The sequence below is a fragment of the Streptomyces sp. NPDC102490 genome (assembly GCF_044765285.1).
GTDB lineage: Bacteria > Actinomycetota > Actinomycetes > Streptomycetales > Streptomycetaceae > Streptomyces.
The window spans coordinates 133,243-156,548 of sequence record NZ_JBIWJU010000006.1; the positions used below are offsets into that span (position 1 = coordinate 133,243).

Annotated in this window: 18 protein-coding genes; 6 read left to right on the forward strand and 12 right to left on the reverse strand. The window is 71.5% G+C overall.

Features of this window, described 5'->3' with window-relative positions; all coding sequences use genetic code 11:
- Positions 1–106: 106 nt before the first annotated feature.
- Together ACIRGB_RS14940 and ACIRGB_RS14945 are read left to right on the forward strand one after the other, a co-directional pair.
- Positions 107–1,795: a sodium:solute symporter family protein gene (locus tag ACIRGB_RS14940; RefSeq protein WP_403863783.1), complete on the forward strand. Its 1,689-nt coding sequence runs from the start codon at positions 107–109 to the stop codon at positions 1,793–1,795.
- 21 nt (positions 1,796–1,816) lie between these two features.
- A complete protein-coding gene (locus ACIRGB_RS14945) occupies positions 1,817–2,128 on the forward strand; it encodes a hypothetical protein (protein ID WP_403863786.1) in 312 nt (103 codons plus the stop codon).
- 345 nt (positions 2,129–2,473) lie between these two features.
- On the opposite strand, the gene ACIRGB_RS14950 is transcribed toward ACIRGB_RS14945, so the two are convergent.
- The 4 genes from ACIRGB_RS14950 to ACIRGB_RS14965 form a co-directional block, all read right to left on the reverse strand.
- Positions 2,474–3,148 (reverse strand): LuxR C-terminal-related transcriptional regulator, encoded by a 675-nt coding sequence (locus tag ACIRGB_RS14950; protein WP_403863789.1) that lies wholly within the window; start codon positions 3,146–3,148, stop codon positions 2,474–2,476.
- Between the two features lie 174 nt (positions 3,149–3,322).
- The gene (locus tag ACIRGB_RS14955; protein WP_403863792.1) at positions 3,323–5,164 is read right to left on the reverse strand and encodes a PQQ-binding-like beta-propeller repeat protein; all 1,842 of its coding nucleotides are present in this window, start codon (positions 5,162–5,164) and stop codon (positions 3,323–3,325) included.
- Between the two features lie 94 nt (positions 5,165–5,258).
- Positions 5,259–7,046: a PQQ-binding-like beta-propeller repeat protein gene (locus tag ACIRGB_RS14960; RefSeq protein ID WP_403863795.1), complete on the reverse strand. Its 1,788-nt coding sequence runs from the start codon at positions 7,044–7,046 to the stop codon at positions 5,259–5,261.
- A gap of 289 nt (positions 7,047–7,335) precedes the next feature.
- Complete coding sequence (locus ACIRGB_RS14965) at positions 7,336–9,150, reverse strand: ABC-F family ATP-binding cassette domain-containing protein (RefSeq protein WP_403863798.1); 1,815 nt, start codon at positions 9,148–9,150, stop codon at positions 7,336–7,338.
- 157 nt (positions 9,151–9,307) lie between these two features.
- On the opposite strand from ACIRGB_RS14965, the gene ACIRGB_RS14970 reads away from it, so the two are divergent.
- A complete protein-coding gene (locus tag ACIRGB_RS14970; RefSeq protein WP_403863801.1) occupies positions 9,308–9,901 on the forward strand; it encodes a Uma2 family endonuclease in 594 nt (197 codons plus the stop codon).
- Between the two features lie 5 nt (positions 9,902–9,906).
- Here the strand turns inward: ACIRGB_RS14970 and ACIRGB_RS14975 are convergent, their stop codons facing one another.
- The 6 genes from ACIRGB_RS14975 to rsmI all read right to left on the reverse strand — a co-directional run bounded on the left by ACIRGB_RS14975 (position 9,907) and on the right by rsmI (position 15,827).
- Positions 9,907–10,803, reverse strand: a complete 897-nt coding sequence (locus ACIRGB_RS14975) for a 4-(cytidine 5'-diphospho)-2-C-methyl-D-erythritol kinase (RefSeq protein WP_403863805.1) — start codon at positions 10,801–10,803, stop codon at positions 9,907–9,909.
- Between the two features lie 7 nt (positions 10,804–10,810).
- Positions 10,811–11,671, reverse strand: a complete 861-nt coding sequence (gene rsmA / locus ACIRGB_RS14980; RefSeq protein WP_403863808.1) for a 16S rRNA (adenine(1518)-N(6)/adenine(1519)-N(6))-dimethyltransferase RsmA — start codon at positions 11,669–11,671, stop codon at positions 10,811–10,813.
- A 205-nt stretch (positions 11,672–11,876) separates the two neighbouring features.
- Positions 11,877–13,271 (reverse strand): ubiquitin-like domain-containing protein, encoded by a 1,395-nt coding sequence (locus ACIRGB_RS14985; RefSeq protein WP_403863811.1) that lies wholly within the window; start codon positions 13,269–13,271, stop codon positions 11,877–11,879.
- Positions 13,272–13,346: 75 nt separating this feature from the next.
- On the reverse strand, positions 13,347–14,249 hold the full coding sequence (locus tag ACIRGB_RS14990) for a TatD family hydrolase (RefSeq protein WP_403863814.1): 903 nt from the start codon (positions 14,247–14,249) through the stop codon (positions 13,347–13,349).
- A gap of 44 nt (positions 14,250–14,293) precedes the next feature.
- A complete protein-coding gene (locus ACIRGB_RS14995; RefSeq protein WP_403863817.1) occupies positions 14,294–14,746 on the reverse strand; it encodes a hypothetical protein in 453 nt (150 codons plus the stop codon).
- 232 nt (positions 14,747–14,978) lie between these two features.
- Positions 14,979–15,827, reverse strand: a complete 849-nt coding sequence (gene rsmI / locus ACIRGB_RS15000) for a 16S rRNA (cytidine(1402)-2'-O)-methyltransferase (protein ID WP_403863820.1) — start codon at positions 15,825–15,827, stop codon at positions 14,979–14,981.
- A gap of 108 nt (positions 15,828–15,935) precedes the next feature.
- Here rsmI and ACIRGB_RS15005 point away from each other — a divergent pair, with 108 nt between their 5' ends.
- A complete protein-coding gene (locus ACIRGB_RS15005) occupies positions 15,936–17,681 on the forward strand; it encodes a dolichyl-phosphate-mannose--protein mannosyltransferase (protein WP_403863823.1) in 1,746 nt (581 codons plus the stop codon).
- Here ACIRGB_RS15005 and ACIRGB_RS15010 read toward each other — a convergent pair.
- Complete coding sequence (locus ACIRGB_RS15010) at positions 17,678–18,934, reverse strand: serine hydrolase domain-containing protein (protein WP_403863825.1); 1,257 nt, start codon at positions 18,932–18,934, stop codon at positions 17,678–17,680. The two genes, ACIRGB_RS15005 and ACIRGB_RS15010, sit on opposite strands and share 4 nt — an antisense overlap.
- Positions 18,935–19,247: 313 nt before the next feature.
- On the opposite strand from ACIRGB_RS15010, the gene ACIRGB_RS15015 reads away from it, so the two are divergent.
- Both ACIRGB_RS15015 and ACIRGB_RS15020 read left to right on the forward strand, forming a co-directional pair.
- Positions 19,248–20,879 (forward strand): penicillin-binding transpeptidase domain-containing protein, encoded by a 1,632-nt coding sequence (locus tag ACIRGB_RS15015; protein WP_403863828.1) that lies wholly within the window; start codon positions 19,248–19,250, stop codon positions 20,877–20,879.
- Between the two features lie 102 nt (positions 20,880–20,981).
- Positions 20,982–22,685, forward strand: a complete 1,704-nt coding sequence (locus ACIRGB_RS15020; RefSeq protein WP_403863831.1) for a penicillin-binding transpeptidase domain-containing protein — start codon at positions 20,982–20,984, stop codon at positions 22,683–22,685.
- 85 nt (positions 22,686–22,770) lie between these two features.
- On the opposite strand, the gene ACIRGB_RS15025 is transcribed toward ACIRGB_RS15020, so the two are convergent.
- Entirely contained in the window at positions 22,771–23,151 is a 381-nt protein-coding gene (locus ACIRGB_RS15025; protein WP_403863834.1) for an SsgA family sporulation/cell division regulator, read from the reverse strand.
- Positions 23,152–23,306 lie beyond the last annotated feature (155 nt).

A 23,306-nucleotide genomic window follows, 5' to 3' on the forward strand; every position in this document is an offset into this window, starting at 1 on the left:
GTGGCACATCACAATCAAACAAAGTTCATCACCAGAAGTGTTCAATTACTGAACGCGGAGGCGTAGGTTCCGCTCCGGATCAGTTCGCGAACGAAGCGAGTGCTCAATGCAAACCCCCACAAGCTCCACTTACCTAGCCGCAGAGCTTCGACTCCCCACCAACTGGCTCGACTACACGATCCTCGGGATCTACTTCGTGGTCGTCCTGGGCATCGGCTTCGCCGCCCGCCGCTCGGTCAAGACCAGCCTGGACTTCTTCCTGTCCGGCCGTTCCCTGCCCGCCTGGGTCACCGGCCTCGCCTTCGTCGCGGCCAACCTGGGCGCCACCGAGATCCTCGGCATGGCCGCCAACAGCGCCCAGTACGGCGTCTACACGACCCACTGGTACTGGATCGGCGCCATCCCGGCGATGGTCTTCCTCGGCCTGGTGATGATGCCGTTCTACTACGGCTCGAAGGTCCGCTCGGTCCCGGAGTTCCTCCTGCTCCGCTTCGACAAGGCCTCCCACCTCCTCAGCTCGGCCCTGTTCGCCGTGGCGGCCATCCTGATCGCCGGCGTGAACCTCTACGCCCTCGCGATCGTCGTCGAGGCCCTGCTCGGCTGGCCGGAGTGGGTGGCCATCGTGGTGGCCGGCTTCTTCGTCCTGGCGTACATCACCCTGGGCGGCCTCTCCTCGGCCATCTACAACGAGGTGCTCCAGTTCTTCGTGATCCTGGCCGGCCTCATCCCGATCACCGTCCTGGGCCTGAAGAAGGTCGGCGGCTGGGACGGCCTGTCCGACTCCCTCTCCAAGTCCCACGGCTCCGACTTCATGACGGCGTGGGGCGGCACGGGCATCGGCAGCGACAACCCGCTGGGCGCCAACTGGCTGACCATCGTCCTGGGCCTCGGCTTCGTCCTCTCCTTCGGCTACTGGACGACGAACTTCGCCGAGGTCCAGCGCGCCCTGTCCGCGAAGAACCTCTCGGCGGCCCAGCGCACCCCGCTGATCGCCGCGTTCCCGAAGATCTTCATCGTCTTCGTCGTCATGATCCCGGGCCTGGTCGCCGCGGTCCTGGTCCCGAAGATCGGCACCCCCGGCTCGGACCTCCAGTACAACGACGCGATCCCGTACCTGATGCAGCAACTGCTGCCCAACGGTGTGCTGGGCATCGCGGTGACCGGCCTGCTGGCCGCCTTCATGGCGGGCATGGCGGCCAACATCTCCTCCTTCAACACCGTCTTCACCACCGACATCTGGCAGAAGTACGTGGTGAAGGACCGCGAGGACGGCTACTACGTCCGCTTCGGCCGCCTGATCACGGTGATCGGCGTCCTGGCCTCCATCGGCACGGCGTTCCTGGCCTCGTCCTTCTCCAACATCATGAGCTACCTCCAGACGCTCTTCTCCTTCTTCAACGTGCCGATGTTCGTGGTCTTCATCATCGGCATGTTCTGGAAGCGGGCGTCCATGAAGTCCGGCTTCTGGGGCCTGGTCGCGGGCACCACGGCCGCGATGGTGAACTACTTCGTCATCTACAAGCAGGGCATCATCGACATCCCCTCCGACCAGGGCGCCAACTTCGTCTCCGCGATCGCGGGCTTCGTCGCCGGTGCGGTGGTCATGGTGGCCGTGTCCCTGTTCACCGCACCGAAGCCCACCGCCGACCTCCAGGGCCTGGTCTACGGCACCACCTCCCCCGGCATGACGGAGGCGCCCGCCAAGGGCGACGACGCGTGGTACCGCAAGCCGGCGCTGCTGGGCTGGGGGGCGGTCGTCCTGGCCGCCGCCTGCTACATCCCGTTCTCGTTCTGATCGCGGGAGGATTGAGAGAGCATGTCTGATTCCTACTCCGACAAGAACGTCCAGGACGAGGTCTCCGAGCTGGAGACCAAGTCCGTCACCGCCGCGCGGCTGTTCGACATCCGGCGGATCATCGGCGGGCTGTTCGTGATCTACGGCGTCATCGTGACGATCGCGGGGATCGCGGCGTCCGACGAGGACATCGACAAGGCGCAGGGGGTGAACATCAATCTGTGGACCGGGGTGGGGATGCTGGTCCTGGGGGTGTTCTTCCTGGCCTGGCTGAAGCTGAGGCCGACGGCTCCGCCGACGCCGCCGCTGGAGGAGGAGGCCGGCAAGAAGTGACGGTCGCCTTGTGACGCCGGGCAGTGGTCCGGCGTCACCCGGCCGCCCGGCGCGAGTGCGGGCGCGGGGTGGGGGACGCGGGCCGGGTGCCGCCGCGCCCACCCGTGCCGCCCCAGCGGCACGACTGCCCGCAGCTACGCGCACGCGGCGGGAAAGCCGCGTACGGCGAGAAGGGGTCGTGTCGGGGGGTGTCCGCCCGCAGCGGTTGGCGCGTCCGCGCCGGTGAGTTCTGTGGCCGACCGATTCCGCGCCGTTCCGAGGACGGACACCCCCCGGCGCGGCCCCGACCCACCACCGGACGCACCGCGCAACGCGCACCCCCACCGAAGCCGCAGCCGAAGCCGCTCAACCGCCGGAGGCCCCCGCCCGGTCCAGCAACCCCGTCCGCGCCGCCAGCGCCGCCGCCTCCAGCCGCGACCCCACGCCCAGCTTCATCAGCACCCGCTGCACATGCGTACGCGCCGTAGACGGCGCGATCCCCATCCCCGCCGCGATCAGCCGCGTGTCCTCGCCGTCCGCGACCCGCACCAGCACCTCCACCTCCCGAGGCGTGAGCATCTGCAACAGCCGCTGCCCCTCGTCGTCGGGCTGCGCGGCCGGGTTCAGCAGCTCACCGAAGGCCCCCTGCAACAACGCGGGCGCCACCGCCGCATCCCCCGCCCGCGCCTTCATGATCGCCCGCTCGACGCCCTCTATGCGCTCGTCGTGCCGCACGTACCCCGACGCCCCCGACGCGAACGCCGCCGCGATGCCGCGGGGGCTCGGCACCGGCCCCAGCACCAGCATCGCCACCTGCGGACGCTCCCGCTTGATCCGCACCACCGGGTCGAAGATCCCCGGCTCCGCCGGTGTCGCCGTCCCCAGCAGGCACACCTCCGGCGCCCGGCTGATCACCAGCTCCGCCGCCCCCGCGGCCGGTGCCGCCGCGGCCAGCACCCGGTGCCCCCGCAGCTTCAGCGCCGAGGCCAGCGCCTCGGCGTGCAATCGGTGATCGTCGACCACCATGAGCCGTACTCCCATGGAGCAACCCCCCAGTCACCCAGTCCCCGGCACCCATGCCCCCGGCATGCCCCGGAAGCTACACGCTAGCCCGCCCGGGCGCTGCCCCTACCGGCGACAACCACCCCACAAAAGCCCGGCCCCGCCCCTGCGCAAGCAGAGACGGGGCCGGGACCGGGACCGGGCCGGACCGGTTCAGCCGCTGGTGCCGAACCCGATCGCCAGGTACTCCTTCTCGCCCGCGCTGCTCGGCTCGCTCGCGTACACCTGCGACATGTACAGGTGCCCCTGCGAGTAGAGCAGCTCGGAGTAGTCCGGCGACATGCTGGACTCCACGTCCCGCACCGCCTCCGTCGCCGGGTTCTCCAGCAGCGTCGTCTGCTTGAACGTCGCGCCGTCGATGCTCACGACCTGGCCGCCCTTGTCGTACGGCGGGCGCTTGTAGGCGATCACGTTGCCGCCGTCCATGCGCAGCGGGGTGATCGTGTAGTCGTCGCCGGAGTCCGCGCGCTGGCCGGTCTGCTTGCCGGTGGCCAGGTCGAAGGCGACGACCTCGTTGGCCCGGCTGTAGGACTCGCCGCTGCCCTCGTGCTCCTCGGTCGCGATGTAGAGCTTGCCGTTGCCGGCCGCGAGCCCGTTGCAGCTCTCGGTCTTGGTGATGCTGTCGCAGCGGGCCGCGAACTGGTCGCCGGGCGCCGAGATGCGGGTGAGCAGCTTGCCGGTCTTGTTGTCGATGGAGAAGAAGTCCGAGATGCCGCTGCCGTCACCGGCGGAGTCACCGACGTCGGCGGCCACGACCAGCGGCTCCGTCGACACGACGCCCGCGTACTCGATGCCCTTGGCCATCTTGTACTCGGAGAGCACCTTCCCGCTCTTCGGGTCGATGGTCTGGATGTTCAGCTGCCGGGCGTCGTACGAGCCGCACTTGCGCACCGCGACCAGCTTCTCGCCGCCGCCGTAGCCCGCGTCGTAGCAGGTGTCGGTGGTCTTCGGGGACCACAGGATGTCGCCCTTGGCGAGGTCGAAGGCGACGCCGCCGTCGGTGCTGCCCGCGGCGACGGTGCCACCGCTGATCGTGACGTTGTCGAAGGAGATCGGTTCGTCACCGGCGGTCTTCGTCCACACCTTCTTCCCGGCGTCGAGGTCGAGGACCGCGACCTGGGTGCAGCCGTGCGAGGGCTCGGCCTTGGTCGGCATGGCGGGCTGGTGGACGATCACCGTCTTGTCGTCGTCGGTGACGTGCCGGGTGACGGCGCACACCGGGCCTTCCAGCTTGATCGTCCACTTCTTGCTGCCCTTGGCGGGGTCGTACCCGTTGACCTCGGCGATGCCGCTCTTGGCGTACACCGTGTCGGTGAGCCACGAGCCGGAAACGACGACGCTGTCGTCCTCCTTGCTCACCGCGGGCATCGGGACCTGGAAGAGCACCTTGGCGGCCGGGTCGGCGGGCGCCTTCTCCTGGGCGCCGGAGGACTTGCCGCCGTCGCCGCCCTTCTGGTCCGTACCACCCTCGCCGCCCGTACCCCCGCTGGAGCTGGCGGTGTCGTCCTTGCCTCCGTCGTCGGAGGAACCGGCGTACCAGACCCCGCCGCCGATGATCAGCGCGATCGCGACGACGGCGGACACGATGATCGCGACCTGCGCGTTGATCTTCCGCCCACCGCCCGCCCCCGCGGCCTGCGGCTGCATGGGCATGGTGGCCGGGGGCTGGTACCCGTAACCGGGCTGGCCGGGCTGACCGGGCTGCCCGTAGGGCGGCGTCGGCTGCCCGTACGGCCCGGGCTGACCGGGCTGACCCGGGTAGCCGTACCCGGGCTGCGGCTGGGGCGGCGGCGGAGTCTGCGGATACCCGTACCCCGGCTGCTGCGGCGGCGGCCCCGCCGGCGGCGCGGGCGGAGCCGCTGGCGCCTGGGGCGGCGTCTGCGGCGGCGTCTGCGGATAGCCGTAACCCGGCTGCTGCGGCGGCTGGTTCTGCGGCGGCCCGAACCCGCCCCCCTGCGGGGGCTGGTTGGGCGGCGGGGGCGGCGGCTGGGTCATGACGTGAGCACCTCGGAAAGCGGAGAGGACGGAGACGGGGACGGGGACGGAGACGCAACGGCCCGCGGAACCACGGCCGCAGAAGAGGAAGAGGTCACTTGCCGTAGGCGAGCATCAACTTCTCCTTCGACTCGTCGTTCCCGGTCAGCCGGGTGCTGGAGATGAAGAACCGCCCGTCGACCCAGTCGATGTCCTTGGAGTAGAAGCCGTTCTCGATGTCCGCGACGCCCTGCGGGTTCTGCAACAGCTTGGCCGGCTGGTGGCTGCTGCCGCCGGTCGGGATGGACACGACCTGCCCGCCCGCGTCGTAGGACGGCTGGACGTACGCGATGAGCTGGTCGCCCTCGACCTTCATCGGCATCATCGACTCGTCCGCCGGGGACTTGGTGCGCCACTTCTCCTTGCCGGTGGCGAGGTTGATCGCGACGATCTCGTTGGCGCCGCTGGTCGCCTCGGTCGGCAGGTAGAGCGTGCCCCCGGCGACCGCCACGCCCGAGCAGCCCTGGAGGTCGCGTTCGAGGATGGCCCAGCCGCACTCGGGGGCGAAGTCCTCGTCGACGCCGACCTGTTCCTGGACCTTGCCGGCGGAGGTGAAGCTGGAGATGTTCCAGACCTTCTTGTCCTCGTTGGTGGCGTAGACGACCAGCGGGTCGACGGAGTAGGCGCGGGCGATCCGCCAGTCCTTCTCGTACTTGTAGGTCCACAGGACCTTGCCGGTCTTCGGGTCGAGGCCCTGGAGCTCGTCGTGCGCGTTGTTGCCGCCGGCGCCGCAGGAGGCGACCTGGACCAGCTTCTTCGCGCTGCCCGCGAACCCGGCCGGGAAGCAGGCGTCGCCGTACTTCTTCTTCTCGTACAGCTTCTTGCCGCTGCGGACGTCGTAGGCGGTGCCGGACTGGGAGCGGCCGACCATCAGGATGTCGCCGCTGAGCGAGAGTTCGACGGAGAGCGTGGAGTCGAACAGGTCACCGTCGGCGACCTCCTCGGACCAGCCCTTCTGGCCGGTGGCGAGGTCGATCTCCTGGAGCTTGTTGCACTTGGCGCGGTCGCTGGAGCCGCTCATGTAGGCGACGACGATCTTGTCGTCGGCGGTCTTCTCCGGAGTGACCGAGCAGATCTTCTCCGGGAAGGCGATCGGGTCCCAGGCGGGCTTCCCGTCGCCGACGTTGTAGGCGAAGACCTGCTTGTACGCCGCCTTCACCGCGGCCTTGCCGGTGATCCACATGCCGTCGGCGTCGGCGCCGGAACCGGGGGCGTCGGGCGCCTCCTTGTACCAGAGCACCTTGGACTCGCCGGCCTGGCGGCCCTCGTTGAGGTCCTCGGGGTCCTCGCCGCCGTCGCCGCTGCCGTCCCCGGGGTTGACCGGGGCGCCGCCCTTGGAGCCGGAGGGCTTGGGGTCGTCGGTCTTGGCGACGACGGGCTTCTTGCCCTTCTCGTCGTCACCGCCGCCGGAGGTGACGGCCCACACGCTGCCGCCGATGACGAGCAGGGCCAGGGCCGCGGCGCCGATGGCGAGGGCGGGCTTGCCCTTGAAGGGGTTGCGCGAGCCGGGACCGCCGGGCGGCGGCGTGCCGGGGGCGCCGGGGAAGCCGGGGTACTGCTGCTGTGGGTAGCCGTAGCCGGGCTGCTGTCCGTACGGCCCCGGCTGCTGCGGCTGGGCGTACGGACCGGAGTTGTACGGTCCGGGCTGCTGACCGTAGGGCCCGGGCTGGGCGGGCTGACCGGGCTGCTGCGGATAGCCGTAGCCCGGCTGCTGCTGCGGCGGCGGACCGGGCGGCGGCCCCTGCGGGGGCGGTGGGGTCGGCGCCCCGAAACCTCCCGGCGGTGGGTCCTGCGGTGCTCCGAAGCCACCCGGCTGCGGCGGCTGATTCGGCGGCTGGCTCATCAGCGCGTTCCCCCTTATTACTCACTGATTTTTAGCCACGCCCCGGGTCACGCGCTGGCCCCGGAGTCGTCGTAGGCATTCGTTCCACATGCCTCGGACCGCCCTGGGACAGTCCTCGGACGGCCTTTCTATCACCCGCGGCCAACCGCCCACCGGGCCGCGTCCGCCCCTGTTCCCAAGGGCGGACCGGCCCGTGATGCCTCTGTTACGCAGGGGGGTCTGGGGGGCCTCCCCCCAGAAAGCACAGCACGCGCCCTTTACACCACCCGCGCCCCCCGCACGCAGGCGGTCAGGCGTCCTCGGCCAGTTCCAGCCAGCGCATCTCCAGCTCGTCGCGCTGCCCCGCCAGCTCGCGCAGCTCGGCGTCCAGTCCGGCCACCTTCGCGAAGTCCGTGGCGTTCTCCGCGATCTGCGCGTGCAGCCTGGTCTCCTTCTCGGAGACCTTGTCCAGCTGCCGCTCGATCTTCTGGAGCTCCTTCTTGGCGGCGCGCACGTCGGCCGCGCTCTTCTCGGGCACGGCGGCGGCGGGCTTGGCCGCGACGGCCGGGGCGCTCGACGCGGCGGCCTCCTCCATGCGCCGGCGCCGCTCCAGGTACTCGTCGATGCCGCGCGGCAGCATGCGCAGCGCGCCGTCGCCGAGCAGGGCGAAGACCCGGTCGGTGGTGCGTTCGATGAAGAACCGGTCGTGGGAGATGACGATCATCGAGCCGGGCCAGCCGTCGAGGACGTCCTCCAGTTGGGTCAGGGTCTCGATGTCGAGGTCGTTGGTGGGCTCGTCGAGGAAGAGGACGTTGGGCTCGTCCATGAGCAGCCGCAGCAGTTGCAGCCGCCGCCGCTCACCGCCGGACAGGTCCCCGACGGGCGTCCACTGCTTCTCCTTGCCGAAGCCGAACGTCTCGCACAGCTGCCCCGCGGTCATCTCGCGCCCCTTGCCGAGGTCGACGCGCTCACGGACGCGCTGCACGGCCTCCAGCACCCGCCAGCTGGGGTCGAGTTCGGCGACCTCCTGCGACAGGTACGCCAGCTTGACGGTCCGGCCGACCCGCACCCGGCCGCCCGCCGGCTGCTGCTCGCCGTCGCTGCGGGCGGCCTCCGCCATGGCCCGCAGCAGCGAGGTCTTGCCGGCGCCGTTGACGCCGACCAGGCCGATGCGGTCGCCGGGGCCGAGCTGCCAGGTGACGTGCTTGAGCAGCACCTTGGGGCCGGCCTGGACGGTGATGTCCTCCAGGTCGAAGACGGTCTTGCCGAGCCGGGAGGAGGCGAACTTCATCAGCTCGCTGCTGTCCCGGGGCGGCGGCACGTCGGCGATCAGCTCGTTGGCGGCCTCGACGCGGAAGCGGGGCTTGGAGGTGCGGGCGGGCGCGCCGCGCCGCAGCCAGGCCAGCTCCTTGCGGACCAGGTTCTGCCGCTTGGTCTCCTCGGTGGCGGCGATGCGCTCGCGCTCGGCGCGGGCGAAGACGTAGTCGGAGTAGCCGCCCTCGTACTCGTAGACGTCGCCCTTCTGCACGTCCCACATGCGGGTGCAGACCTGGTCCAGGAACCACCGGTCGTGGGTGACGCACACGAGCGCGGAGCGCCGCTCGCGCAGGTGCCGGGCGAGCCAGGCGATGCCCTCGACGTCGAGGTGGTTGGTGGGCTCGTCGAGGACGATCAGGTCCTGTTCCTCGATGAGCAGCTTGGCCAGCGCGATCCGGCGCCGCTCGCCGCCGGAGAGCGGCCCGATGACGGTGTCGAGCCCCTGCGGGAAGCCCGGCATGTCCAGCCCGCCGAACAGGCCGGTGAGCACGTCCCGGACCTTGGCGTTGCCCGCCCACTCGTGGTCGGCCAGGTCGCCGATGACCTCGTGCCGGACGGTGGCGGCGGGGTCGAGGGAGTCGTGCTGGGTGAGCACCCCGAGCCGCAGTCCGCCGGAGTGGGTGACCCGGCCGGTGTCGGGCTCCTCCAGCCGGGCCAGCATCCGGATCATGGTCGTCTTGCCGTCGCCGTTGCGCCCGACGACACCGATGCGGTCCCCCTCGGAGACGCCGAGGGACACGCCGTCGAGGAGTGCACGGGTGCCGTACACCTTGCTGACGTTCTCGACATTGACCAGATTGACGGCCATTTCTCTCCTGCCTGGGGGATCGATCAGCCTTCAAGCGTAGGCCCTCCGGGGGGTGGGGGGACGCGGGCGGGGTTGGTCACTCTTTGTGGTGACGCGTGTCGGGGGCGCCCCGCTAACGTGGAGGGCAGGCAGCAGGATCCCGTCCATGGGAGGAACCATGACCGCCGAGTCCGTCAAGCGCCGCGTCGAGTGGCCCATGCCGCCGCAGGACGGTTACACCGTGGACGACCTGTTCACGCTGCCTGATCTCCCGCCGCACACCGAGCTGATCGACGGCAGTTTGGTTTTCGTGAGTCCGCAGCGCCGTTTCCACTACCTTGCGATCAACTTGCTGTTCAACGGACTGCAGAGCTCTCTTCCCCGGGAACTCAGTGTGGAGCGGGAGATGACCATCGTCATCGACAAGCGCAACGGCCCCGAGCCCGACATCAGCGTGGTACGAGCCGACGCGGTCTCGGGGGTGGAGCAGACCCACTTCCGAGCCGAGGACGTCGTCCTCGCGATCGAGGTCGTGTCACCCGACTCCGAGGCCCGCGACCGGAACAGCAAGCCAGGCAAGTACGCTGCCGCCGGCATCCCCCACTTCTGGCTGGTCGAGATGGCGGGAGAGGCGAAGCTGCCGGCCGTCCAGGTGTACGAACGCGGTGAGGCCACGGGCACCTACGCCCTGACCGGCATCCACCACGACCACCTGAAGATCAGCGTCCCTTATGACATCAGCATCGACCTGACCGCCCTCGGTGCCCGCTGACGCCTTCACACCACCGAAGCCCCCGCCGCCGCCCCCACCGCCGTCCGCACGTCGCGGCAGGTCCCCGACGCCCGCAGCACCCCGGCGATGTCGGAGGCGGACTTCGCGTCGGTCGCGAGGAAGGCCGTCGTCGGGCCGGAGCCCGAGACCAGGGCCGCCAGTGCCCCGGCCGCCCGGCCCGCCGCGAGGGTGTCGCCCAGTTCCGGGTAGAGGGAGAGCGCCGCGGGCTGGAGGTCGTTGGAGACGGCGACCGCGAGCGCGGCGGTGTCGCCCTTGGCGAGGGCGTCGAGCACCGCCTGGTCGGCGACCGGTTCCGGGACGTCCCGGCCCTCGGCCAGCCGGTCGAACTCGCGGTAGACGGCCGGGGTGGACAGCCCCCGCGCGGCCAGCGCGAACACCCAGTGGAAGTCGCCGCCGACCTCCAGCTCCGTCAGCCGTTCCCCCCGCCCCGTGCCCAGCGCCGCCCCGCCGACCAGGCTGAACGGCACGTCGCTGCCGAGCCCGGCGCAGATGTCCAGCAGTTCATCGCGGGAGGCACCGGTGCCCCACAGGGCGTCGCAGGCGAGCAGCGCGCCCGCGCCGTCGGCGCTGCCGCCCGCCATGCCGCCGGCGACGGGGATGTCCTTGGTGATGTGCAGGTGGACGTCGGGTGCGCGGCCGTACCGTTCGGCGAGGGCGAGGGCCGCGCGGGCGGCGAGGTTGGTGCGGTCCAGGGGGACCTGGTCGGCGTCCGGCCCCTCGCAGGTGACGCGGAGCCCGTCGGCGGCCGGGGCCGCGGTGACCTCGTCGTACAGGGAGACGGCGAGGAAGACGTTGGCCAGGTCGTGGAAGCCGTCGGGGCGGGCGGCGCCGACCGCGAGCTGGACGTTGACCTTGGCGGGGACGCGGACCGTCACGCTCACTTGCTCGTCACTCCTTGTGTTCGGCGATACGCGCGAACTCTTCCACGGTCAGGGCCTCTCCGCGCGCCTGCGGCGACACGCCCGCGCCGACGAGCGCGGCCTCGGCGGCCGCGGCGGACCCCGCCCACCCGGCGAGCGCGGCCCGCAGGGTCTTGCGGCGCTGGGCGAACGCGGCGTCGACGACGGCGAAGACCTCCGCCTTGGACGCGGTCGTCCTGAGCGGCTCCGTCCGCCGGACGAGTGACACCAGGCCGCTGTCCACGTTCGGCGCGGGCCAGAAGACGTTGCGGCCGATGGAACCGGCCCGCTTCACCGTGGCGTACCAGTTGGCCTTCACGGACGGGACGCCGTACACCTTCGAGCCGGGTCCGGCGGCGAGCCGGTCGGCGACCTCGGCCTGCACCATGACGAGGGTCCGCTCGATGCTCGGGAAGGTGTCGAGCATGTGGAGGAGGACGGGGACGGCGACGTTGTAGGGGAGGTTGGCGACCAGGGCGGTCGGGGCGGGCCCCGGCAGCTCCCGCACGTGCAGGGCGTCGGAGTGCACGAGCGCGAACCGGTCGGCGCGCTCCGGCATGCGGGTGGCGACGGTGGCGGGCAGGGCGCCGGCGAGGACGTCGTCGATCTCGACGGCGGTGACCCGGTCGGCGGCCTCCAGCAGGCCCAGGGTGAGCGAGCCGAGACCCGGTCCCACCTCGACCACCACGTCGTCGGGGCGTACCTCGGCGGTGCGGACGATGCGGCGGACCGTGTTCGCGTCGATGACGAAGTTCTGGCCGCGCTGCTTGGTGGGGCGCACGCCGAGGGCGGCCGCGAGTTCACGGACGTCGGCGGGACCCAGGAGGGCGTCGGAGGTGGGGCTGCTCACCCCGCAAGGGTAGCCGGGGGCGGGGCGGCCTCGATCCCGCAGCCGAGGCCGGGCGGTCTCGGTCCCCGCAGCCGGACGCCGGGGCGTTCGCTCCGGCAGCCGGGGGCCGGACGGCCTGCGTCCCGCAGTGGGCGCCGCGTGGCCTGAGGCCCGTCCGCAGCCGGCGTCGGGTGGTCTCCCTTCCGGTGCCGGGCGCCGTACGGGCTCACTCCCGCAGCCGGGCACCGCAGTGCGGCCAGGCGGCGGCGCCGCTGCGTACGTACAGCTTCTGCGCCCGGTACGTCTGCTCCGCGGCCGACGCGTCCTCGGGGCGGCCCGTGCCGCCGAGACCGTGCCAGGTGGCGGAGTCGAACTGGTAGAGGCCCCCGTACGTCCCGGACGGGTCGACGGCGTCCGGGCGGCCGCCGGACTCGCAGGCGGCCAGGCCCTGCCAGTTCAGGTGGTCGGCGCCGTGCACGGAGACCGGCCGGGGCCGGGTGCCGACCCGCACGATGCGCGGGCTGGGCTCGCGGACCACCTCGGTGCGCAGGCGGCGCGGCTTCTGCCGGACGCCGTTGACGGTGCGCACGGCGTACGTGGTGCGGCGCAGTCCGGGCCGGCCGGCCTGCTCGACAACCTCGGCGCCCCGGAAGAGGGTGGCGTCCTCGGCCCGCTGCTCGTCGAAGGGGATCGGGTCCTCGCGGACCTCCTGGGACCCGGTGATCCGCAGCACCGTGACGGTCTGCCCGTCGCGCGGGAAGCCGGTGGCGGGGACGGAGGTGGTGTCCTCGCCGCGCAGGGTGACGCCGGCCTCCTCGACGGCCTCCCGCACGGTCGCCGCGTTGGTGCGGACGGTACGGGTCCGGCCGTCCGCCATCACGGTCACCACCCGTTCGGTGCGGACCACCAGGGCGAGGCCCTCGCGGCCGATGCGCCGGGTGGGCTCGGTGGACAGGTACGCGCCCTGCGTGCGCACCCCGAGCTGCCGCAGCGCCCCCTCCACCGTCCCGGCCGTCGTCCACACCTGGCGCCGGTGGCCGTCGAGGGTGAGCAGCACCGGCCGTCCGTACCGGACGGTGACGTCCTCGCCGCTGGTCAGCGGGGTGCCGGGGGCGGGTGCGATCACGTCGTGGGCGCCCACCTGGACGCCTTCCTCGGCGAGCAGCTCGGTCACGTCGTCTGCGAAGGTGTGCAGCGTGCGGGGGGTGCCGTCGACGGTCAGCTCGACGGCCTTGTCCTTGGCGACGAAGGCCGTGGTGCCGCCCGCGAGGAAGGCCACGACCAGCGCCCGCGGCAGCAGCCTGCGCAGGGAGGTGTCCGCGCGCTCCGCGCACCGCGCCCGGCGGCGGCGCTCGGCCCGCCCCTCGCCCGGCGCGCGGAGCGACTGGGGCTGGAGCTGGGGGTGGGGCTGGAGCTGCGGCTGCGGTTCCCCCGGTGCGGTGCCCTGCCGGGGCAGTGCGGGCGCGGTCGGCTCATGGGCGGGCGGCGGCGCGGGCCAGTACGGGTCGGCGTACCCGCCGCCGTAGCCGTACGGCAGGGTCGGCGCGCTGTGCACGTCGTACGGTGCGAGGTACTCGTAACCCTCGTACGCCGCTGCCGGCTCGAACTGCGTTCTGCTCACACCCACACGCTCCAGGGGTCCCGATCGGGCCCCCAGAACCTAGCGGAGGGCCGGTCACTCTCCCAAGCGACGCGGCTACTCAGCGTGTCCGTACCCGAACGCCCGGGCGGTGTTCGCGGCGAGGGCGGTGGCCAGGGTGTCCTCGTCGACGCCCCGCACGGCCGCCATGGCACGCACCGTCACCGGCACCAGATAGGGGGCGTTCGGCCGCCCCCGGTAGGGCGCCGGCGTCAGGAACGGCGCGTCGGTCTCCACCAGGACCAGCTCGGGCGGGGCCGCGGCGAGGGCGTCGCGCAGGTTCTGGGCGTTCTTGAAGGTGACGTTGCCGGCGAAGGACATGTAGTACCCGGCGCGGGCGCAGACCTCGGCCATCTCGGCGTCGCCGGAGTAGCAGTGGAAGACGGTGCGCTCGGGGGCGCCCTCCTCCTTGAGGACGCGCAGGACGTCGGCGTGGGCGTCGCGGTCGTGGATGACGAGGGTCTTGCCGTGCCGCTTGGCGATCTCGATGTGGGCGCGGAAGGACCGCTCCTGCGCCTCCTTGCCCTCGGGGCCGGTGCGGAAGTAGTCGAGGCCGGTCTCGCCGACGCCCCTGACCTGCGGGAGCGCCGCGAGCCGGTCGATCTCCGCGAGCGCGTCGTCGAGGGCCGCGGCACCGCCGGGCTCGCGCGCCCCCTGCCGCGACCAGCCGTCGGGGTCGCCGTGCACGATGCGCGGGGCCTCGTTGGGGTGCAGGGCGACGGTGGCGTGGACGGCGTCGTGCGCCGCGGCGGTCTCGGCGGCCCAGCGGGACCCGGCGAGGTCGCAGCCGACCTGGACGACGGTCGTGACGCCGACGGACGCGGCCTTGGCGAGCGCCTCCTCGACCGTGCCGGACTGCATGTCGAGGTGGGTGTGCGAGTCGGCGACCGGTACCCGGAGGGGCTCGGGCAGCGGGGGCGCGGCGTTCTTGTCGGACCGGCCCGAGGCGTTCGAAGGCATGCCCCCGATCCTACGGAAGCTCCCGCGCGCCCCCGAAGGGTCGGTCAGCTCGCCCGGCGGTGGAGGTGGAGGGCGTGCAGCAGGTCGGCCAGGTGCCAGTGGCGGCGCTCCCCGGACAGTCCCGGCGCCCCCGGGCCCGGTGCCTCGGGCAGCCGCGCCCCGGGCACCCGCGGCACCTCCAGGGGACCGGCCGGGGGCACCCGGTGGATGCCGGGGGTGGTGCCGCGGACGGAGGCGACCCGGCCCGGGCGCAGGATGCGGACGACGTGGCTGTCGCAGGCGGCGCAGGTCGGCCGGGTCAGCGGGGAGGGCACGACGCGGCCGTCCGCGACGTAGAGCACGAACGCGTGGCCGTCGGTGTCCGTGTGGTGCTCGATCTCGAACGACTGCTCCCAGCCGTGCCCGCAGCGCATGCAGGCGAAGGAGTACGACTCGTGGACGACGGCGGTGGCACCGGCACGCACTCGGGTCCGCACGGTGCTCTCACTCATGCTCATCCCGGCTCCTTCGGTTCGTTCGGTTCCTTCCTCCAGTGGACTCCTCCACCAGCGGGAAAGCACCAGGCGCTGCCGAGTGTTTGAGCCGATTTGGGCTGTCCTTGGCCGGAGTGCCCGCAAGGTCAGTGGCGGGTCAAAGGCGGGACGGTCCAGGTCAAGGACGGGGGTGCTCCGGGCCAAGGACGGGGGCGCTCCGGGTCAAGCCGAGCCCTTCGCGCCCCCTCGCCTCCCCTCAGCTCCCCGCGTTCTTCGCCGCCACCACCGCGTCGAACACCTCCCGCTTGGGCACGCCCACCTGGGCGGCCACCGCGGCGATCGCCTCCTTGCGCCGCTCCCCCGCCTCCTCGCGCACCCGCACCCTGCGCACCAGCTCCTCGGCGCCGATCTCCCCGGGCCCCTTGTCCGGCGCCCCCTCGACGACGACGGTGATCTCGCCGCGCACCCCCTCGGCGGCCCACGCGGCCAGCTCACCGAGCCCGCCCCGCCTGACCTCCTCGTACGTCTTGGTCAGCTCCCGGCAGACGGCGGCCCGCCGGTCGGTGCCGAAGACCTCGGCCATGGCGGCGAGGGTGTCGTCGAGGCGGTGCGGGGCCTCGAAGTAGACGAGGGTCCGGCGCTCCTCGGCGACCTCGCGCAGCCGGGTCAGCCGCTCGCCGGCCTTGCGGGGCAGGAAGCCCTCGAAGCAGAACCGGTCGACCGGCAGCCCCGACAGGGCGAGCGCGGTCAGCACGGCGGACGGGCCGGGGACGGCGGTGACGCGCACCCCGCGCTCGACGGCCGCGGCGACCAGCCGGTACCCGGGGTCGGACACCGACGGCATCCCGGCGTCGGTGACCAGCAGCACCCGCGCTCCGCCGGCCAGCTCCTCCACCAGCTCGGGCGTACGGGCGGACTCGTTGCCCTCGAAGTACGACACGACACGCCCCGCGGGTGCGACGCCGAGCGCCTGGGTGAGCCGGCGCAGCCGCCGGGTGTCCTCGGCGGCGACGACGTCCGCGCCGGCCAGTTCCGCGGCGAGCCGGGGCGGGGCGTCCTGGACGTCGCCGATGGGGGTGCCCGCGAGTACAAGGGTTCCAGTCACGCCCCCATCCTCCCAGTCCGGCCGGCCTGCCCTCGGGAAGGGGAACGCATCCGCACCCGGGAGGCCCATGCGCGGGACGTGCACAGCGCGGTTCCCTACGATGGCGCGGTGACCAGTACCGCGTCCTCCACGGACACCCTGCACGACCAGGCCCCGCACGACGAGCGGCCCACCTGGCAGCAGCGGCTGCGCCGCTTCGGCTACCCGGCGGGGCCCGCGGCCGGCGACGTCCGCGACCGGCTGGTGCCGCCGTACACGAGCCCGAGTCCGCGCCTGTGGGCCTTCCTGGGGCTGTCGAAGCCGCTCACCGACCGGATGATCTGCTGGTCGGCGTGGGGCGGGCCGCTGCTGGTGGCGCTGCTCGCGGGGGTGCTGCGGTTCTGGAACCTGGGCAGCCCGAAGGCGGTGATATTCGACGAGACGTACTACGCGAAGGACGCGTGGGCGCTGATCCACCGCGGCTTCGAGGTCAACTGGGACAAGAACGCCAACGACCTGATCCTGAACTCCGGCGGGGACGTCCCGATCCCGACCGACGCGGCGTACGTCGTACACCCGCCGGTCGGCAAGTACGTGATCGGTCTCGGCGAGCTGCTGTTCGGCTTCGACCCCTTCGGCTGGCGCTTCATGACGGCGCTGCTGGGCACGCTGTCGGTGCTGCTGCTGTGCCGGATCGGCCGCCGGCTGTTCCGCTCGACGTTCCTGGGCTGCCTGGCGGGCGCCCTGATGGCGCTGGACGGCCTGCACTTCGTGATGAGCCGCACCGCGCTGCTGGACGGCGTGCTGATGTTCTTCGTGCTGGCCGCCTTCGGCTGCCTGGTCGTGGACCGCGACCGGGCCCGCGCCCGGCTCGCCGCGGCGCTCCCGGTGGACGAGGACGGCCGCGTCCGCCCCGACGCGCACGTCGCCGAGTCCCTCCGCCTCGGGTGGCGCCCCTGGCGGCTGGCGGCGGGCCTGATGCTGGGCCTGGCGGCGGCCACCAAGTGGAACGGCCTGTACATCATGGCGGCGTTCTGTGTGATGGCCGTGCTGTGGGACGTCGGCTCCCGCCGCGTCGCGGGCGCCCACCGCCCCTACCGCGCGGTACTCCGCCACGACCTGGGCTGGGCCTTCCTCTCCACGGTCCCGGTGGCCCTGGCCACGTACCTCCTCTCCTGGCTCGGCTGGATCCTCTCCCCCTCCGACGGCACCGGCGGCTACTACCGCGACTGGGCGGCGAAGGACGGCGCGCACAGCTCCTGGTCGTGGCTCTTCCCCGACTGGCTGCGCAGCCTGTGGCACTACGAGAACCAGGTGCTGGAATTCCACACCCACCTCACCTCGCCGCACACCTACCAGTCGAACCCCTGGAGCTGGATCGTCCTGGGCCGCCCGGTCTCCTACTTCTACGAGTCCCCGGCGGCGGGCTCGGACGGCTGCCCGGTCGACGCGGGCGAGAAGTGCGCCCGCGAGGTCCTCGCCCTGGGCACGCCCCTCCTGTGGTGGCTGGGCTGCTTCGCCCTGCTGTACGTCCTGTGGCGCTGGCTCTTCCGCCGCGACTGGCGCGCGGGCGCCATCGCCTGCGGCGTGGCCGCCGGTTACCTCCCCTGGTTCCTGTACCAGGAGCGCACGATCTTCCTCTTCTACGCCGTCGTCTTCGTCCCGTTCCTGTGCCTCGCGGTGGCGATGCTCCTGGGCGCGATCATCGGCCGCCCGGGCTGCACCGACACCCGCCGGGTGGCGGGCGCGACGGGCGCGGGTGTCCTGGTCCTCCTCATCGCCTGGAACTTCATCTACTTCTGGCCCCTGTACACGGGCACGGCGATCCCGATGGAGGAATGGCGGGCCCGGATGTGGCTGGACACGTGGGTCTAGCCGGGCAGCTCCGGGCTGGTCGCCCGCAGCCGGCTCCGGGGCTCCTGGTGCTGTGGGAGAGGCTGTGCCTGCTGCGCCGAGAGAGTCTTGTAGACGGTACCGGCGAGGTCGGGCAGCGTGTCCTCTTCACCGACGGCGCTGTTGACGGCAATGGCGATGATCATGCCGGTCTTCGGGAAGTACATGTGCAGCACCCGGTTCCCATAAGTGGCCCCCTCATAGGCCCAGTCCGTCCCGGTCACGGGATGGGCGAGTTTCACGACACCGAGCCCGAAACCGACGGGATCGTCGGCCGTGACGGTCTTGATGGGCTTGCTCGTCTTCGCCGAGACCAGGGACTCCAGCTCGCGCTGCTGCGCTGAGGGCAGCAGTCGACCGCTGTACAGCGCCCTGTCCCAAACCGTCATGTCTCGCAGCGAACTCACCAGGCCACCCGCGCCCTGCGCCCAGGACAGGTCGAGCCGGGGAAGCGGCTTGTTGAGGTGCTTCGGCAGGACGGAATGGGTGGTGTACGGCGTCGGCATCCGCGAGGCCGTGTCCGGAGAGCAGTCCGGGGGGAGGCAGGTGTCGTTCATTCCGAGAGGTTCGAGGATGCGCTCGGCGAGCCGCTCTTGGTACGTGTCGTGCGACGCTCGTTCGACAATCATCTGCGCGAGGAGGTAGTTCGTATTCGAGTACTCGTACTTCGCGGGACCCAGCGGCAGACCTTCCACATAGGACATCAGGCGCTTCAGCGTGAAGTGCCTGGACGGATTGGCGTCGTAATCCTTAAGGAACGCACTCTGCTCGGTGTAGTTGGGGATGCCGCTGGTCATCGACAGCAGTTGCTTGATGGTGACATCGCGCCACGCCGGGTACTGGGGAAGCCACTTTCCCAGCTTGTCCCGTATGGACAGCTTCCCTTCGGCCTCCAGTTGAAGCAGCAGCACCGACGTGACCGCCTTGGTGTTGCTGCCTATCCGCCACAGCGCCTTGCTGTTCACCGGCCGACCACCGCCGTAGCGGGACGTCCCCGCGTCGACCGAGATATCAGGTCGCTGGTTGGCGTAGGTCACCCGAAGGGAGACCGCTGAGAAATGATCCCTGGCGCCCTGAGCGTCCAGATATTTCTCGAGGTCACTGCGCAGTGAAGCGGTGACACTGCGAGCGGATGGCTCCCCCACCGCATGCGCGACGGCCGGCCCGCTCCCCGACACCATCACCCCCGGAACAACCGCCGCGGTGACCGCCGCCAGGGCCACGAGGTACCTCATGGTCGCCATTCCTCCATCGCATCGAACAGAACTGGGAACGACGATCACGCTAGGCAGTGGAGACACGGCAGGTAATGGGGGCAACCCCAGCCTGGCAGGGGTGCTGACCCCCTGAGGGAGGCCCAGTACAGCGGCGGCTCCCTCGACTCCCTCGGCCGGGGCCCCGACCGTCTCCGCACAGTCGGTCTCCTTTAGGCCACCAATCGGAAACACCCGTACCGCTGGTCACCCCCTGCGCATAGAGTGCGCCTACAAGCACTTCTGAACGCGTTCAAGAAGGCGGGCGGAAGGCCGGACGGGGAGGGGACTGCCGATGGGCAGGGGGGTGAAGGTCGCCGTCATAGGCGGGGTGTTCGCCGTGATGGTGGGCGGTGCCGGGTACGGCGCCTACAACGTGGTGTCGGCGCTGGACGGGGACGGGGGCTCCGGGTCCTCCGGGTCGGAGGCCAGGAGTGGACCGCCCGGCAAGGACGAGGTCGAGGAGACGAGCGAGAAGTTCTTCGCCGCCTGGGAGAAGGGCGACGCGACCACCGCCGCCTCGTACACGAACAACGCCTCGATCGCCGGGACGCTGCTGACGGCCTACGGCGAGGACGCGCACATCAGTGGCGTCGAGATCACGCCGGGCGAGGCGGCCGGCACCTCCGTGCCCTTCTCCGTGAAGGCGAAGGTGTCGTACGAGGGGGCGACCAAGCCGCTCAGCTACAAGAGCACGCTGACCGTGGTGCGCGGGGAGACCAGCGGGCGGGCGCTGGTGGACTGGGAGCCGTCCGTCGTCCACCCGGCCCTGAAGGACGGGGACAGCCTGGTCACCGCGGAGTCCGCGACCCCGCAGATCCAGGCCGTCGGCCGGGACGGTGCCGTACTGAGCAAGGAGAAGTACCCCTCGCTGGGCCCGATCCTCGCCAAACTCCGGGAGAAGTACGGCGACAAGGCCGGCGGCACTCCCGGCATCGAGCTGGCGGTCCGGCACACGGCCGCGGACGCGCCGGACACCCCGCTGCTGACGCTGACCGAAGGCAAGCCCGGGAAGCTGCGCACCACCCTCAGCGCGAGCGGGCAGGCGGCGGCCGAGAAGGCGGTGAAGCGGTACGGCGAGTCCTCAGTGGTCGCGGTGAAGCCGAGCACCGGCGAAGTCCTGGCCGTGGCGAACAACCGCACGGACGGGTTCAACGCGGCCTTCCAGGGCACGGTCGCCCCCGGGTCCACCATGAAGATCATCACCGCGGCCATGCTCATCGACAACGGCGTGACCTCGATGAACGGCCCGGCGCCCTGTCCCGACACGGCGACCTGGCAGAGCCAGACCTTCAAGAACCTGACCAATATGAAGCCCAACGCGGGCGCCACGCTCGCCAACACCTTCATGCGGTCCTGCAACACCGGCTTCATCAAGCTGATCGACGAGAAGCCCCTCACCGACTCCTCGCTGACCGAGGAGGCCCAGGAGCGCTTCGGGCTCGGGCAGGACGACTGGCAGACCGGCATCACCTCCTTCGACGGCAAGGTCCCCACCGTGAGCGGCCCCGACCGTGCCGCGAACGCCATCGGGCAGGGGCAGGTCCAGATGAACCCGTTGAACATGGCCTCGGTCACCGCGACCGCCATCACCGGTGAGTTCCATCAGCCGTACCTGGTGCCGTTCGACCTGGACGACCGCAAGCCGGCCACCGCCAAGGGACTGCCGCACGGCACCGCCTCCCAGCTCAAGCAGATGATGCGGCTCACCGCCACCCAGGGCACCGCCGTCGACGCCATGTCCGGGCTCCGCGGCGACATCGGCGCCAAGACCGGGTCGGCCGAGGTCGACGGACAGGCCGTCTCCAACAGCTGGTTCACCGGTTTCCGCAACGACGTCGCGGCGGCGGCCATGACCGAGGAGGGCGGCCACGGCGGCGACGCGGCCGGCCCGATCGTCGCAGACGTGCTACGAGTCGGCGGCTGACACGAACCGGCGGCCACGATGGCCCTACTGTGGTCGCCGTCGCGGGAAACACCCCGCACTGAAGGCACCGAACGCACCGAACGCACCGAGGAACGGGACGCAGTGGGCAGCAGAAGGGGCGCCGCCACCGAGCGGCGCAGGACGAAACCCGCCGTGATCGGCAGTGTCGCCGCCGTGGTCGTGGCCGGTGCCGGATTCGGTGCCTACGCGATGTACGGCGGCGGGGCCGACGGCGACGACACCGCGCGCACGAAGTCCGCGGCGGCCGAGGAGAAGGTGAAGTCCGGCCCGCTGACGGCGGCCGAAGTCACCTCGACCGCCCAGCGGTTCCTGACCGCCTGGCAGCAGGGCGACGTGGCCGGCGCGGCCGCCGCGACCGACGACGCCGAGGCCGCCAAGGCCCTGCTCACCGGCTACACCAAGGACGCCCGCATCAAGGACGCCACCTTCACCGCGGGCACCCCGGCCGGGGAGAAGGTCCCGTTCTCCGTCAAGGCCACCGTCGCCTACGAGAAGGCGACCGAGCCGCTGGCGTACGACAGCGCGCTCACCGTGGTCCGCCGGGCCGGCGACGGCGAACCCCGCGTCGACTGGCACGCCGCCGTCGTGCACCCGGAGTTGAGGGACGGCGACAGGCTGGTCACCGGGAAGGCCGGTGATCCGCCGGTCAAGGCGCTGGACCGGGACGGTGCGGAGATCACCGCCGCCAAGTACCCGTCCCTCGGCACCGTCCTGGACGGTCTGCGCGACAAGTACGGCAAGAAGGCCGGCGGCACCCCCGGCGTCGAACTGCGCGTGGTGCGCGGCGGGGCGGACGGCGACGGGAAGGGCTCGAAGGAGTCCGGGGCGGGTGACGTCGCCGACAAGACCCTGCTGGAGCTGAGCAAGGGCACGCCCGGCACGCTGAAGACGACGCTCGACCCCGCCCTCCAGGCCGCCGCCGAGAAGCAGGTGGACGGCAAGAAGGGGGCGTCGGTGGTGCTGCTGCGCGCCTCCACCGGCGAGGTCCTCGCGGTCGCCAACGGCGGGCACGGCTTCAACACCGCCTTCCTCGGCTCACTCGCCCCCGGCTCCACGATGAAGGTCATCACGGCCTCGATGCTGCTCGAGAAGGACCTGGCGTCCGTGGACCGGAAGCACCCGTGCCCCAAGTTCTTCAGCTACGGCGGCTGGAAGTTCCAGAACGACGACAAGTTCGAGATCAAGGACGGCACTTTCAAGGCGAGCTTCGCCCGCTCCTGCAACACCGCCTTCATCAGCCAGGCCCCGGAGCTGAAGGACGACGACCTGACCAGGCAGGCGAAGGAGGTGTTCGGCCTGTCCATGAACAACTGGTCGGTCGGCGTGTCCACCTTCGACGGCAGGGTGCCGGTGCAGAGCAAGGCCCAGATGGCCGCCTCCCTCATCGGCCAGGGCGGGGTGCGGATGAACCCGCTGAACATGGCGTCGGTGTCGGCGACCGTGAAGTCGGGCAGCTTCCACCAGCCGTACCTGGTCGCCCCGTCGGTCGACGGGCGGGCGCTCGCCACGGCCTCCCGCACGATGTCCGGCGAGACGCTCGGCGCGCTGCGCGAGCTGATGTCCTACACGGCGGCGTACGGCACCGCCGCGGAGGCGATGGCCGGGGTGAGCGGTGACGTCGGCGCGAAGACCGGCTCGGCGGAGGTCGACGGCCAGGAGAAGCCCAACGGCTGGTTCACCGCGTACCGGGGGGACGTGGCGGCGGCGGGCGTGGTCCAGCAGGGCGGGCACGGCGGCGACACCGCGGGTCCGATGGTCGCGGCCCTGCTCAAGGCGGGCGGCTGACACCCACCCGACCGACCACCCCGCGACCGGCACCCACCCGACCGACGCTCACGCGACCGGCACCCACCGCCCGTCGTGACGCGGCTCAGTGGGTCACCGGCTGTGCGCTCTCCTGGTACGTACGGCGCAGGAAGCGGATGAGGGCCTTGTTGTCGAACTGGACCACGGAGCAGCCCTGCGGGGAGTGGAACTCGACCACGGCCTGCACCCGCCCGCACGGCCACACCCGCACCTCGCCGCTCCCGGCGGGCGCGCGCAGGCCCTGTTCCAGCAGCGCGCGGGAGAAGGTCCACTCGCGGGAGCGGGACGCGCGCCCGCCCTTGCCGGGGAGGGCGACGCACACCATCGAGGGGTCGAGGTCGGGGTCGTAGCGCAGGACGACGGGTATCGCTCCGCCGTCGTCCGCGTCGGGGAGGTCCCCGTCCGTCAGGATATGAGCGGGTGCGTACTGTTCGACTACGGACATGGGGTCGCCCCTTACGCTCTGCCACCTTTGTCGAAGCTGCGGGTCCACCCCCTTTCCAATGTCCCATATTTCCCGGCTCACGCTCTGTGAGCCGCATATCACAGGTGAGATCGGCCTTACGTCAGCCTTTACCTCGCTCTTGCGAACGAGTTGCA

Coding starts and splice junctions, on each gene's coding strand:
- ACIRGB_RS14960 (WP_403863795.1), bottom strand. CDS start 7,046: ATGAGCCAGCCGCCGAATCAGCCGCCGCAGCCGGGTGGCTTCGGAGCA.
- ACIRGB_RS15025 (WP_403863834.1), bottom strand. CDS start 23,151: ATGTCCGTAGTCGAACAGTACGCACCCGCTCATATCCTGACGGACGGG.
- ACIRGB_RS14965 (WP_403863798.1), bottom strand. CDS start 9,150: ATGGCCGTCAATCTGGTCAATGTCGAGAACGTCAGCAAGGTGTACGGC.
- ACIRGB_RS14970 (WP_403863801.1), top strand. CDS start 9,308: ATGACCGCCGAGTCCGTCAAGCGCCGCGTCGAGTGGCCCATGCCGCCG.
- ACIRGB_RS14955 (WP_403863792.1), bottom strand. CDS start 5,164: ATGACCCAGCCGCCGCCCCCGCCGCCCAACCAGCCCCCGCAGGGGGGC.
- ACIRGB_RS14990 (WP_403863814.1), bottom strand. CDS start 14,249: ATGCCTTCGAACGCCTCGGGCCGGTCCGACAAGAACGCCGCGCCCCCG.
- ACIRGB_RS14940 (WP_403863783.1), top strand. CDS start 107: ATGCAAACCCCCACAAGCTCCACTTACCTAGCCGCAGAGCTTCGACTC.
- ACIRGB_RS14945 (WP_403863786.1), top strand. CDS start 1,817: ATGTCTGATTCCTACTCCGACAAGAACGTCCAGGACGAGGTCTCCGAG.
- ACIRGB_RS14950 (WP_403863789.1), bottom strand. CDS start 3,148: ATGGGAGTACGGCTCATGGTGGTCGACGATCACCGATTGCACGCCGAG.
- ACIRGB_RS14995 (WP_403863817.1), bottom strand. CDS start 14,746: ATGAGCATGAGTGAGAGCACCGTGCGGACCCGAGTGCGTGCCGGTGCC.
- ACIRGB_RS15010 (WP_403863825.1), bottom strand. CDS start 18,934: ATGAGGTACCTCGTGGCCCTGGCGGCGGTCACCGCGGCGGTTGTTCCG.
- ACIRGB_RS15015 (WP_403863828.1), top strand. CDS start 19,248: ATGGGCAGGGGGGTGAAGGTCGCCGTCATAGGCGGGGTGTTCGCCGTG.